The organism is Sphaerisporangium rubeum (genome assembly GCF_014207705.1).
In the GTDB taxonomy this organism is placed as follows: domain Bacteria; phylum Actinomycetota; class Actinomycetes; order Streptosporangiales; family Streptosporangiaceae; genus Sphaerisporangium; species Sphaerisporangium rubeum.
The window spans coordinates 5,002,157-5,015,227 of the sequence record NZ_JACHIU010000001.1 but is presented as its reverse complement, the minus strand read 5'-3'; the positions used below and the strand labels follow the sequence as shown (position 1 = coordinate 5,015,227).

Genomic DNA, 13,071 nt, shown 5'->3' with positions numbered 1-13,071 from the left:
CCACAGACGTGGACGCGGGTCACGGCACGCCGCGCGCGCATCGGCTCACGGCACGCCATCGGCCCGGCCGGACGGCCGGGCCGAGGTGTCCGCGGGTCCGGTCAGTCGGCGATCCTGCCGGGGACGCCGCCGAGCCAGCGGCCCGCGTACCTGTCGCGGGCCTCCTGGTCGCGGAAGGAGTACGTCTTCAGCAGCCACCGCGTGCGCGCGCGGTCGGCGTCGAGGATCTCGATGCGGTCCCTGCTGTGCAGCCCGTCCTGATTGGCGAACAGCAGCAGGTCGCCTCTCATCAGCCGGTGCCGCTGTTTGTCGGCGCGCCACAGCGCGTTCTTCATCGCGATGAGCGCGTCCTTGGCCGCCGCGGGGGCCCCGGGGGTGACGGTGGTGTGCGTCTCGACGTAGCGGAAGCTGTGGTCGTTCTCCAGAATCGGGTGGTCCTCCGAGATCTGCTGGCGGAGGTTGGTGTCCCGCGAGAACACGTCGAACGGCGTGTAGAAGTCCGGCTTGCGCAGCGCCTCCTGCTGCTCCTCGGTGAGACAGGCCAGCAGGGAACGGCCGCTGACGAAGGTCGTGTAGATGACCTCCTCCTCGGGACACCGCATGCCGAGCAGCGCGATGTAGTCGGCGCGGGCCCAGTGCGCGGTGCGGTCGTTGTGGAACACCAGCTCGCTGTCGCTGAATCCGGTCTGCATGCCGCTGTACCGGTTGATCGCGATCACGTCGGTGAAGAAGTCGCCGTTGTTGCGGCTGCCGTACGCCATCAGCGGGGTGCCGGCCAGGTGGGAGAACATCTGGAGGAACGCCTCGCCGACGAACGTCCGCTTCTTGCGGTACTTGTCGGCCACCGGGTCGTCGAGCTCCAGCTCAGGCACGTCGTCGTCCATGGGGCAGTCGCGCAGGACGTGGGTGTCGGAGATCCCTTCGTCCCGTTCCCGCCTGATCCGCCGGCAGATGTCGGCGAAGAACGCCGGCGCGGGGGCCGCGGCCACCGCGCGAGCGAAATCCTCGTAACCGTCGTAGGGGTTCCCGGCGACGGCGCCGAGAACACCGCGGAGCTCGTCACGCTCCGCGTCGCTGAACACATGGAATGGCTGCATGGTTCAAATATCGGCCCGCACCCCCTGTGCCTGTCATCGTCCGCCGGTGCACAACGGTTCAACCCGGGGTGGAGTCATTTCAATTCATCGGCCGTAGACCAGGTCAGGTGAAATGCCGTTGCATTGTCGTCGAATATCACGGAAAGCGGGAATCCGAGGTGACGGCGTGGCCGGCGAGACTCTGGCGCGGAAGGTGTGGCGGTCGCACGTCGTGCGGCACGGCTCCACAGGCGACGACCTGCTCTACATCGACCTGCAACTGCTGCACGAGGTGAACACCCCCGAGGCGTTCGCCGGTCTGCGCCGGGCCGGCCGCCGGGTGCGCCGTCCCGATCTCACCGTCGGCACCGAGGACCACACGACACCGACGGTCGCGGGGTCAGGTGGTGACCCGGTGACCCGCAGGTACCGGACGCTGATGGCGGACAACTGCGCCGAGTTCGGCATCCCGCTGCACCGTCTCGGTCAGCGAACCCAGGGCATCGTGCACGTCATCGCGCCTGAGCTCGGCCTGGTGCGGCCCGGCATGACGATCGTGTGCTGCGACTCGCACACCACCACGCTCGGCGCGTACGGCGCACTGGCCTTCGGTATCGGCACCAGCCAGGTGGAGCACGTACTCGCCACCCAGACACTCCCCATGGCGCGGCCGAAGGACATGGCGGTCACCGTGACAGGGAGCCTGCCGGCCGGGGTGACCGCCAAGGACCTGGTGCTGGCCCTCATCACCGAGGCGGGTACCGCCGCCGGTCAGGGCCACGTCGTGGAGTTCCGCGGCGACGCCGTCACCGGGCTGTCCATGGAGGGCCGGCTGACGCTGTGCAACATGGCGGTCGAGATGGGTGCGCGGGCCGGCATGGTCGCGCCGGACGACGTCACCTTCCGCCACCTGGACGGCGTGACGCGGGACGACGAGGCGTACTGGCGGTCGCTCCGCACCGACGAGGACGCGGTGTTCGACACCGAACTGCGGTACGACGCCGGTGACCTGCGGCCGCACGTGTCGTGGGGCACCAACCCCGGCCAGTGCGTCCCCATCGACGCCAGTGTGCCGGACCCGGCGGCGTTCGGCGACGACCGCCGCGCCGCCGCCGAGCGCGCCTTGCGGTACATGGACCTGCGGCCCGGTGTCGCGATGCGCGACATCGCGGTGGACGTCGTGTTCGTCGGCTCGTGCACCAACTCGCGCATCGAGGACCTGCGTGTCGCCGCCGACGTGCTGAGGGGCCGCAGGACCGCCGTCGAGACCGTCGTGGTGCCGGGGTCGGCCAAGGTCAGGAGGCAGGCCGTCGAGGAGGGCCTGGACCGGGTGTTCGCCGAGGCCGGCGCCGACTTCCGCGCGCTGCCGGGCTGCTCGATGTGCATCGGCCTCGGCGACCGGCTGCTTCCCGGCCAGCGGGCCGCGTCCACGACCAACCGCAACTTCGAGGGCCGGCAGGGTTCCGGCGCACGCACCCACCTGGTGTCGCCGGCGGTGGCCGCGGCGACCGCCGTACGCGGCCGGCTGGCCGCACCCGACGACCTGTGAGGCATCCATGTCGAAGTTCATCGTGCACACCGGGACAGGGGTCCCGCTCCGCCGCCGCGACGTCGACACCGACCAGATCATCCCGGCGCGGTTCTTCACCGGCGTCACCAGGGACGGCTTCGCGGCCGGCCTGTTCGGCGACTGGCGCGCCGACCCGGGATTCGTGCTCGGCCTGCCGTGCCACAAGGACGCCACGGTGCTGGTGGCAGGCGACAACTTCGGCTCCGGCTCCTCGCGTGAGGCGGCCGTCTGGGCCCTGTACGACTCGGGGTTCCGCGTGGTGATCGCGCCGAGGTTCGGCGACATCTTCCGCGCCAATGCGCTGGTGAACGGCCTGCTCACCGTCACCGCCTCTCCCCGGTTCGTGGAACTGCTGTGGTCGGCGATAGAGCGGGACCCCGCCACCGAGATCACGGTCGACCTGCGCCGGCTGCAGATCACGGCACCCGGACTGCGGGTGCCGTTCACCCTCGACCCCGCCGTACGGGAACGCCTGCTCGCCGGACGTGACCTCATCGGCATGACCCTCCTGCACGAGCCCGACATCGACGCCTACGAACGCCGCCGCCGCCCCACCCCGTGCACGATCCGCCACCGGCGAAGGAGTTGAGATGAAGCACAACAGGTACGCGCCTTTCCCTCCGGTAGACCTTCCGGACCGCACGTGGCCCGGCCGGGTGATCACCGAGGCGCCGCGGTGGTGCTCGGTGGACCTGCGCGACGGCAACCAGGCGCTGATCGAGCCGATGAACCCGGCGGAGAAACGGCGGTTCTTCGACCTGCTGGTGCGCATGGGCTACAAGGAGATCGAGGTCGGCTTCCCGTCGGCGTCCCGGTCGGACTACGAGTTCGTCCGCCAGATCATCGAGCAGGACGCCATCCCGGACGGCGTGGCGATCCAGGTGCTCACCCCGGCGCGGCAGGAACTCATCGAGCGGACCTTCGACTCGGTGCGCGGCGCGCGCAAGGCGATCATCCACGTGCTCAACTCCACATCCACCTTGCAGCGCCGCGTGGTGTTCGGCATGGACCGCGACGGCGTGACCTCCATCGCGGTGAACGGCGCGCTGATGTGCCGCAAGCTCGCCGACACCATGGGGGACACCGAGATCACCTTCCAGTACAGCCCGGAGTCGTTCACCGGCACCGAGCTGGACTACGCGGTGGAGATCTGCGACGCCGTCAACGAGGTGTGGCAGCCGGCCCCCGGCCACAAGAGCATCATCAACCTGCCGGCCACCGTCGAGATGGCCACGCCGAACGTCTACGCCGACCAGATCGAGTACATGCACCGAAACCTGCGGTACCGCGACTCGATCATCCTGTCCCTGCACCCGCACAACGACCGCGGCACCGGGGTCGCCGCCGCCGAGCTCGGCTACATGGCGGGGGCCGACCGCATCGAGGGCTGCCTGTTCGGCAACGGTGAGCGCACCGGCAACGTGTGCCTGGTCACCCTCGGCATGAACCTGTACTCGCAGGGCATCGACCCCGGTATCGACTTCGGCGACATGGACGAGATCCGCCGCACCGTCGAGCACCTCAACCGGATCCCCGTGCACCCGCGCCATCCGTACGCCGGCGACCTCGTGCACACGTCGTTCTCCGGCTCGCACCAGGACGCCATCAACAAAGGCGTGCTGGCCCTGCAGCGGCAGGCACGCACGGCCGGGGTCGCGCTTGAGGACCACCCGTGGGAGGTGCCGTACCTGCCGCTCGACCCACGCGACATCGGCAGGTCCTTCGAGGCCGTGATCCGCGTCAACAGCCAGTCAGGCAAAGGCGGTATGGCGTACCTGCTGCGCACCGCGCACGGCCTCGACCTGCCGCGGCGCCTGCAGATCGAGTTCTCCGGCGTCGTGCAGGCGCACACCGACGCCGACGGCAGCGAGGTGGACGCCGCGAGGATCTGGGACATCTTCGCGGCGGAGTACCTCGACCGGCGCGGCCTGCGGCTGCTCACCTCGCGCGCCTCGACGCGCGTGGAGAACGGCACGCGGGTGGACGTCGTCGGCGCCGACGTGCAGACCAACGGCCACATCCGCGACATCGAAGGCAGCGGCGAGGGCCTCATGGCGGCGTTCGCCGCCGCTCTCGGCGCGCTCGGCCGCGACGTGCGGGTGCTCGACATGGTGGAGCACACCGTCGGCGCCGGCGCGGACGCGCGCATCGCCGTGTACGCCGAATGCATGGTCGACGGCCACGTGCTGTGGGGTGCCGCCGTCGACACCACCGCCAGAGCGGCTTCGTTCAAGGCCGTGCTGTCCGCCGTCAACCGCTCCACAGGAGGACGTCCATGACCACGCGGGACCAGCGCGACCAGGTGCGCAGGCTGTACGAGCTGATCGACGAACGCGACTTCGCGGGCCTCGCCGCGCTGTTCGACAAGGACGCCGTGTACCACCGTCCCGGCTGCGACGTGCTGGTGGGCCGTGACGGCATCGAGCGTTTCTACACCGAGGAACGCACCATCAGCAGCGGTGCGCACACCCTGTCGCGGATCATCGTCAGCGACCGCGACGTCGCGGTCGAAGGCGCCTTCGAAGGCGCGCTCGACGACGGCAGGCAGATCGCGCACCGCTTCGCCGAGCTGTTCCGGCTTTCGGAGGAGGGGCTGTTCACCCGCCGCGACTCCTTCCTTTTCGTGTCCACCATCTGAAGGAGCCACTGATGACGACCATCGACGCCGAGGCGAGGCACGGCGAGACCGGCCTGGACGGCGCGCAGATCGGCGGGTTCACCGCGCACATGGTGACGATGCGCTGGACGGTGGACGAGGGCTGGACCGGCCCCGTCCTCGGCCCGCGCACCGACCTGTCGCTGCCGCCGGCGACGGCCGTGCTGCACACCGGCCAGTCCATCATCGAGGGCCTCGCGGCGCACCGGCAGCAGGACGGCACGGTCGCGATCTTCCGGCCCCGTGACCACGCGCGCCGCTTCCAGCGCTCGGCCCGGCGCCTGTCCATGCCGCCGCTGCCGGAGGAGCACTTCGTGCGGGCCCTTGAGACGCTGGTGGCGGCCGACCACGGGGCCATGTCGGACCAGCCGGGCTGGCGGCTGTACCTGCGGCCCTTCATGTTCGCCTCCGAGGAGAACCTCGTGCCACGGCCGGCGCGCGAATTCACGTTCGTGGCCATCGCGATGATCATCGGCAACTACTTCGGCGAGGACATCGAGAGCCTGTCGGTGTGGGTGTGCCGCGACTTCCCCCGCGCGTTCCCCGGCGGCACCGGCGACGTCAAGTACGCAGGCAACTACGCACCCACGCTGCTCGCGCAGACCAAGGCGGGCCAGGCCGGCTGCCACCAGGTGGTCTGGCTGGACGCCGCCGAACGCCGCTGGATCGAGGAGATGGGGAGCGCCAACCTGTTCTTCGTGCGCGGCACCGGCTCCGAGGCGGTTGTCGTGACCCCCGAGCTCACCGGCAGCTTCCTCCCCGGCGTCACCCGCGACACGGTGCTCGCTCTCGCCGCGCGCCTCGGGTACACGGTGCGGCACGAACGGATGTCCCCGGAACGCTGGCGCGAGGAGTGCGCGTCCGGGGAGATCACCGAGACGTTCGCCTCCGGCACGGCCACCGTGGTCACCGCCGTCGGCTCGGTGACCGACGGCGAGAGCACCTGGGCCATCGGCGACGGCACCCCAGGACCGGTCAGCCGGGCCGTGCACCAGCTCATGATCGACTCTCAGCACGGCCGCGCCGCCGACCCCGCCGGCTGGCGGCACCCGGTCAGGACGCCGGCATGACCGTCACCTCAGGCCTGCGGGCCCGTGTCGACGGCACCCGGCTGCTCGACACCCTCGACCGGCTGCGCCAGATCGGCGCGCTGCCGGGAGGGGGTCTCTCGCGCCTCGCGTTCGGCGAGGCCGACGTACGCGGCAGGGAACTCGTCGCCGGACTGATGCGCGAGGCCGGCATGCGTGTGCGGGTCGACCCCGCGGCCAACCTGATCGGCGGCTACCCCGGCCGCCGTCCCGGCCTCGGCGCGCTCGTGCTCGGCTCGCACCTGGACACCGTTCCCGGCGGCGGCGCGTTCGACGGCGCCTACGGCGTCCTCGCCGCCGTCGAGGTGGTCCGCACCCTGAACGAGCACCGCATCATGCTCGACCACCCCGTCAAGGTGGTGGCGTTCAGCGACGAGGAAGGCACCGCCGGGGCCCGTCCCATGTTCGGCTCACGCGCCGTCGCAGGCGAGGTCGACCCGGCGGAGCTGAGCACGGTCGCGCGGGACGGCAGGACGCTCGGCGCGCTCGTGGACGCCGCCGGCGGCCACAGCTCGCACATCGGCCAGGCCCGCTGGGCCGCCGGGTCCATCGCCGCCTACCTGGAGCTGCACGTCGAACAGGGCCCGGTGCTCGAAGCGGAGGGACTGCGCATCGGCGTCGTCGAAGGCATCTCGGGCCGCTGCTCGGTGGACGTCACCGTGCGCGGCGAGACCAACCACGGCGGCACCACCCCCATGGAACTGCGCAAGGACGCGCTGGTCGCCGCCGCGCGGGTCGTGCTCGCCGTGTCCGCCATGGCGGGGGAGCAGGGCCTCGTGCGGGTCGCCACCACCGGGGCCTGCGCGGTGCGGCCGGGGACGTGGAACGTCATCCCCGGCGAGGTCCGCCTCACCGTGGACCTGCGTGACGTGTCGGCGCACGCGCTGGAGGCCGCGGTGCGCCGCCTGCGTTCGGAGGCCGCCGTGATCGCCGCGGGCAGCGGCACGTCCATCGACGTGGAGCCCCGGCAGCACGTCGCACCCGCGCCGTGCGACGCCGAGCGGCGACGCCGCATCGAGGAGGTGGCCCGCGACCTCGGACTGAGCCATCGGACGCTGCCGAGCGGCGCGGGCCACGACGCGCAGTGGATGGCCCGCCTGGCCCCCATCGGCATGATCTTCGTGCCGAGCCGCGGCGGTGTCAGCCACGCGGCGGGGGAGTGGACCGACGCCGCCGACCTGATCAACGGCGCCGAGGTGCTGCTCGGCTGCGTTCTCGCGGAAGGCACACGGGAATGACGACGGAGATCACACCGGCCACCATGCCGGCCACCATGCCGGTCACCACACCGGCCGGCTCGGTGACGGCCGAGGCGTCGGCCGTCCAGAGAGGCATGTGGCTGACCTCACGGCTCGACCCAGGCGGCGCACGGTTCACCGTCTGCTCGGCCAGCCGCCTCGCCGGCCCCCTCGACGTCCAGGCCCTCCAAGAGTCCCTCGACGCGCTGGTCGCACGGCACGACATCCTGCGTGCGCGCTTCGCCGTGGCCGGCGACCGGCTGGACCTGCTGGTGGACCCCGCCGCCTCGGTGCCGATCGAGACGGCCGACCTGACGGGCCTGCCGGTGGACCAGGCGCGCGAGGAGGCGCGGCACCGCGCCGAGCACGCCGCCGCGGTGCCGTTCGACCTGGAGAACGGGCCGCTGCTGCGGGTCCTGCTGCTGCGGACGCTTCCCGGCGAGCACGTGCTGGTGCTCACGCTGCACCACGCGGTCTGCGACGGCTGGTCGGTCAAGCTGCTGCTGGAGGAGTGGAGCCGGGGCTACGCGCTGCGCCTGTCCGGTGCGCCGATCCCCGCCGAGCCGCCGCCTCCGCCGTACTGGGACCACGCCGAGCCGCCGCGCGACCGGCTGGCAGCCGACCTCGCCTACTGGCGCGGACGGCTGCGCGGCGCCGCACCCCTGCCGCTGCCGCCGCCGCTGCCGGGTCCCCGTCCCGGACAGGAAGCCGCGATCCACGGCTTCCCCGTGCCGCCGGACCTGCTGGACGAGGTGGACGAGCTGGCCGCGCGCACCGGCGCGACCCGGTACGCCGTGCTGCTCGCCGCGTTCACCACCCTGATGGGCCGGCTGTGCGGCACCGACGACGTCTGCGTCGGCACGACGATGGCGACCAGGGAGACGATCGAGTCCTACGACGTGATCGGCCCCATGTTCACCACCGTCGTGCTGCGCGAGGACCTCAGCGGCATCCGCGACTTCACCGGCGCCGTGGCGGCCACCAGGGAGACGCTGCTCCAGGCGCTGGAACACCGCGCGGCCCCCTTCGAGAACGTCCTGGACGCCGTGCGCGCCGGCACGCGCTCCACCGCGCGCAACCCGCTGTTCAACGTGTTCTTCGAGGTGGACCACGAGGCCGAGTCCCCGATGGCGGCGCGCGGCCTCGCGAGCGAGGTGTTCGGCGTCGATCACCCCGCCGCCAAGACCGACCTGATGCTCGCGATGCGGCCGACGGCCGGCGGCATGCGCGGCGTCCTCACCTACCGCACGGCCGCCTGCGACCCCGTCATGGCCGCCGCGATCGGCGACGGCTACGTGGCGCTGCTGCGCGACGCGACCTCACGGCCCGGCGTCCCCCTGCGCGACCTCGCCGTCATGTCCCCCGAGGAGGAGACCAGGGTCACCGAGCTGCTGCCTGACGGCGGGAAGGCCGAGCTGCCTGACGTGTGCGCGCACGACCTGATCGGACGACAGGCCGCGCGCACGCCGGACGCCGTCGCCGTGCGTCAGCTCTCCGCCGAGGCCACGAGTCTCACCTACGCCGAGCTGGACGGCCGGGCCAACGCGCTCGCGTGCCGCCTGCGCGAACGCGGCGTCGGGCCGGAGAGCCGGGTCGCGGTGCTCATGCGCCGCTCACCGGACCTGGTCGTGGCGTTCCTCGCGGTGTGGAAGGCCGGCGGCGCGTACGTCCCCGTCGACCCGTCGTTCCCGCTGGAACGGGCCCGCTTCCTGGTCCGCGACAGCGGCGCCGCCGTGGTGCTGTGCGACCAGGAGCTGTCGGCCACCGCGCTCGCTCTCGGGCCGCCGGTGCTCGACGTCACCGCCGACCCCGGCCTTGAGCCGGCCGGCCCGCCGCCGGCCGCCGGCCCGGGGGACATCTGCTACGTCATCTACACCTCGGGCTCCACCGGCGTGCCGAAAGGTGTGCTGGTCGAGCACAGGGGCCTGGTGAACTTCCTGCTGTGGTGCGTGCGCCGGTACGCGCGCGACGGCGACGGAGGCACGCCGCTGTTCTCCTCGGTCGCGTTCGACATGGTCGTCCCCGACCTGTTCACCCCGCTGCTGCTCGGCCAGACCGTGCACGTCGTCCCCGAGGACGTCACACCGGACCGGCTCGGCGCGGTGCTCGCCTCGGCCGCGCCGTACTCCTTCGTCAAACTCACCCCCGGCCACCTGCAGCTGCTGTCCCGGCAGCTCACCGTGGAGCAGGCACGCGGCCTCGCCGAGCTGCTCGTCGTCGGCGCCGACTCCTTCCCCGCGAGCGTCCTGCGCGAATGGCGGGAACTCGACCCCGGCACGCCGCTGCTCAACGAGTACGGCCCCACCGAGGCGTCGGTGGCCGACTGCGTCCACGAGATCCCAGGCGCCGGCGCCGGCGCCGGCACGCTCCCCATCGGACGGCCCATCCCCAACACCACCATCCGTGTGCTCGACCGCCACGGCCACCCCGTCCCCACCGGCGTCCCCGGCGAGCTGTACATCGGCGGCGACTGCGTCGTCCGCGGCTACGCCGGCCGGCCCGCCACCACCGCGGCCGCGTTCCGGCCCGATCCCCACGGCCCGCCAGGCGCCAGGATGTACCGCACCGGCGACCTCGGCCGCTGGCTGCCGGATGGTGAACTGGAGTTCCTCGGCCGCGCCGACCACCAGGTCAAGGTGCGCGGCCACCGCGTCGAACCCGGCGAGATCGAGGCCGTGCTCTGCCGCGATCCGTCCGTGCGGCAGGCCCTGGTGACCGTGCGGCCCACCCCGGCGGGCCACGACGCGCTGGTGGCGTACGTCGTCCCCGCCGACGGTCACACCGTGGACACCCTCCGCGCCGACGGACTGCGCGAACACTGCGCGCGCGTCCTCCCCGCCTACCTGGTGCCGGGGTGCGTCGTCGCGATCCCCGCGCTGCCGCTCAACGAGAACGGCAAGGTGGACCGCGCCGCGCTGCCGGAACCGTCCTTCGGGACGAACGCGGAAAGCGAACCGGTCACCGGTCCTGAGCTCGACGTCGCGAAGGTCTGGGCCGGTGTGCTCGGCCTGGAGGCCGGCCGCGTCGGCAGGCACGACAACTTCTTCGAGCTCGGCGGCAACTCGCTGCTCGTCCTCAGCGTCTGCGACCGCCTGCGCCGCGGCCTCGGCCTCACGGTGTCCTTCGAGGACTTCCTGCGCACCCCGACGGTCGCCGGCGTGGCCGCGTCCGCCGCGCCGGACGGCGGCCCGCGCCAGGCCGGCGGCGCGCTCACGTGCCTGTCCCCGGCCGGCGACGGCACCCCGATGGTGTTCGTCCACCCGCTCGGCGGCACCGTGTTCTGCTACCGCCACCTCATCACCGAGCTGTACGGCACGGCCCCCCTGTACGGCCTAACGCTCAGCTCACTGCTCGGCGGCGCGGCGGCCGAGGAGGACAGCCTTGAGGCCCTGACCGGCCGCTACGCCGAGGAGATCGCGCGCACCGTCACCGGGCCCGTCGCGATCACCGGCTGGTCGGCCGGTGGACTCATCGCGTACGAGACCGCGCGACGGCTGCGCGAACTCGGAGCGGACGTGACCTCCCTGGTGCTGATCGACCCGAGCCCCCCGGAGGACCATGGCCACTGGCGGGGCCACGTCCGCGAGGTGCGGCGCATCAGGTCGCGGCTGAGCCTCGCCACCGAGGAGGAACGCGAGGCCGAGTTCGCCGCCGTCATCGGGTCCGGCCTGTTCAGGGCCATGGGGATCGCGCCGTCCACCTGCCGCGACTACTCGCTGTTCCCGCAGGACGTTCTCGGTATCTGGGAACGGCAGCTCCACCTGCTCGGCGCCTACGACCCGGGCTCCTACGACGGCCCGGTGACCCTGCTGACGTCCCGCGAATCGGGACCCGCGCGGCGGGACGAGCTGGTGCGCGACTGGCGGCGCCTCGCCACCGGTCCCTTCCACTGCCGCGAGGTGGACGGCGACCACCTGAGCATGATGCGGCCGCCGGCCGTGACATCCGCCGCCGCGGCGCTGCGCGACGTCCTGACGCACCGACGAGGAGACCAGACATGATCGTCGTCATCAACGACGAGGGCCAGTACTCGATCTGGCCCGCCGACCGCGAACCCCCCGCCGGCTGGCACGCCGAAGGCGCCGCCGGTACCGAGGAGGAGTGCCTGCGCCACATCGACCAGGTGTGGACCGACATGCGTCCGCGCACCGTACGGGAGGCGCACGATGCGTACCGCTGAGACCGCGGGGACCGAGCACGAGCGGGTCATCGGGGACTTCTACTCGGAGTTCCCCTACCCGTGGCACGTCACCCGCCTCGCGCGGCCCCACGACCCCGGCCTGTACGCCGCGCTGATCTCGCAGGAACTCGGCGACTTCACCCACACCAGGATGCCGCGCGACGCGCGGATCTGGGTGCCGGGCTGCGGCGTGAACCAGGCCCTCATCACGGCGTTGCGCCACCCCGAGGCCACCGTCGTCGGCAGCGACGTGTCGGAGGAGTCGCTGCGCATGTGCGCCGCCGCCGCCGAGCAGGTCGGCGCACCCAACCTGGAGCTGCGCGAGGAAGGCATCGCCGGGGCCCCGTACCGCGACGAGTTCGACTACGTCGCCTGCACCGGCGTCATCCACCACAACCCCGACCCCGGCGCGCTGCTGCGGTCGCTCGCGGCGGCCCTCAAACCGGCCGGCGTGCTGGAACTGATGGTGTACAACGACTTCCATCGCCGCGAGTTCACCGCGTTCCAGGAGGCCACCCGGCTCATCGGCCGGCCGCAGGACATCTGGTACGCCAAACGGCTCGCCGCCGCGTTCCAAGGCGAGGGCCTCCTGGCGGAGCGGCTGCGCGCCGAGAAGGACGACCCGGACGTGCAGTTCGCCGACACCTGGCTGAACCCCTGCGAGCGGACGTACTCCGTCGCCGCGCTCGGCGACCTGGCCGCCGGGGCCGGTCTCGCGCTGGAGGCGCCGTGTGTCAGCCCCCTCGGCCGCGCGCTCGGCACGTACATGTGGGAGGTGCCGCTCGCCGACGACCGGCTGCGCGAACGGCTGGAGGACCTGGACGACCAGGTCCGCTGGCAGGTGTGCAACCTGCTGCTCTTCGACCGCTCACCGTTGCTGTGGTTCTACGCGCGCCGCGCCGGCAACCCGCTGCCGCGCAGCCAGGAAGCCGCCAGGGACCGCGCGTTCCTCGACACCGTCATGACCCGCGTCGAAAGCGAAGAGGACGTGTGGATCCTCGGCCCGTCCGGCGGCTACCGGCCCCTGGAACGGCCGGCGCGGGCCGGGGGAGACCCCGGCGAGTTCCACGACGTGGTGGCCCTGGCCGACGGCTCGCGATCCATGCGTGACGTCCTGGCCGCCGCGGAACGGACACCGGGTCCGCAGGCGCTGCGCCGCCTGCGGACCATGGTGTCCACCCCCGCCTTCCCGTACCTCGTGGCCCGCCACGCGACCTGAGGGAGGCGGTGCCCGTCCGGCCGCGAGGGGCCGGACGGGCCGGT

Annotated in this window: 10 protein-coding genes; 9 read left to right on the top strand and 1 reads right to left on the bottom strand. The window is 72.3% G+C overall.

Going from position 1 to position 13,071, the window contains the following annotated elements:
- Positions 1–101: 101 nt before the first annotated feature.
- A complete protein-coding gene (locus BJ992_RS21430; RefSeq protein WP_184983767.1) occupies positions 102–1,097 on the bottom strand; it encodes a TauD/TfdA family dioxygenase in 996 nt (331 codons plus the stop codon).
- A 112-nt stretch (positions 1,098–1,209) separates the two neighbouring features.
- On the opposite strand from BJ992_RS21430, the gene leuC reads away from it, so the two are divergent.
- Genes leuC through BJ992_RS21385 form a run of 9 tightly spaced genes read left to right on the top strand, consistent with a single transcriptional unit; the run spans position 1,210 to position 13,027 of the window.
- The gene (leuC, locus tag BJ992_RS21425; protein WP_184983765.1) at positions 1,210–2,625 is read left to right on the top strand and encodes a 3-isopropylmalate dehydratase large subunit; all 1,416 of its coding nucleotides are present in this window, start codon (positions 1,210–1,212) and stop codon (positions 2,623–2,625) included.
- A 7-nt stretch (positions 2,626–2,632) separates the two neighbouring features.
- A complete protein-coding gene (gene leuD, locus BJ992_RS21420; RefSeq protein ID WP_184983763.1) occupies positions 2,633–3,235 on the top strand; it encodes a 3-isopropylmalate dehydratase small subunit in 603 nt (200 codons plus the stop codon).
- Position 3,236: 1 nt separating this feature from the next.
- The gene (gene leuA / locus BJ992_RS21415; RefSeq protein ID WP_184983761.1) at positions 3,237–4,925 is read left to right on the top strand and encodes a 2-isopropylmalate synthase; all 1,689 of its coding nucleotides are present in this window, start codon (positions 3,237–3,239) and stop codon (positions 4,923–4,925) included.
- Positions 4,922–5,284: a nuclear transport factor 2 family protein gene (locus BJ992_RS21410; protein ID WP_184983759.1), complete on the top strand. Its 363-nt coding sequence runs from the start codon at positions 4,922–4,924 to the stop codon at positions 5,282–5,284. Before leuA ends, BJ992_RS21410 begins: the two co-directional genes overlap by 4 nt.
- A gap of 11 nt (positions 5,285–5,295) precedes the next feature.
- A complete protein-coding gene (locus tag BJ992_RS21405) occupies positions 5,296–6,372 on the top strand; it encodes a branched-chain amino acid aminotransferase (RefSeq protein WP_184983757.1) in 1,077 nt (358 codons plus the stop codon).
- Positions 6,369–7,628, top strand: a complete 1,260-nt coding sequence (locus tag BJ992_RS21400) for a Zn-dependent hydrolase (RefSeq protein WP_184983756.1) — start codon at positions 6,369–6,371, stop codon at positions 7,626–7,628. The genes BJ992_RS21405 and BJ992_RS21400 overlap by 4 nt, the downstream gene beginning before the upstream one ends.
- Positions 7,625–11,629, top strand: a complete 4,005-nt coding sequence (locus BJ992_RS21395; protein WP_184983754.1) for a non-ribosomal peptide synthetase — start codon at positions 7,625–7,627, stop codon at positions 11,627–11,629. Before BJ992_RS21400 ends, BJ992_RS21395 begins: the two co-directional genes overlap by 4 nt.
- Positions 11,626–11,808, top strand: a complete 183-nt coding sequence (locus tag BJ992_RS21390; protein WP_184983752.1) for an MbtH family protein — start codon at positions 11,626–11,628, stop codon at positions 11,806–11,808. Before BJ992_RS21395 ends, BJ992_RS21390 begins: the two co-directional genes overlap by 4 nt.
- Positions 11,795–13,027, top strand: a complete 1,233-nt coding sequence (locus BJ992_RS21385) for a class I SAM-dependent methyltransferase (RefSeq protein WP_184983744.1) — start codon at positions 11,795–11,797, stop codon at positions 13,025–13,027. The genes BJ992_RS21390 and BJ992_RS21385 overlap by 14 nt, the downstream gene beginning before the upstream one ends.
- Positions 13,028–13,071: the final 44 nt, after the last annotated feature.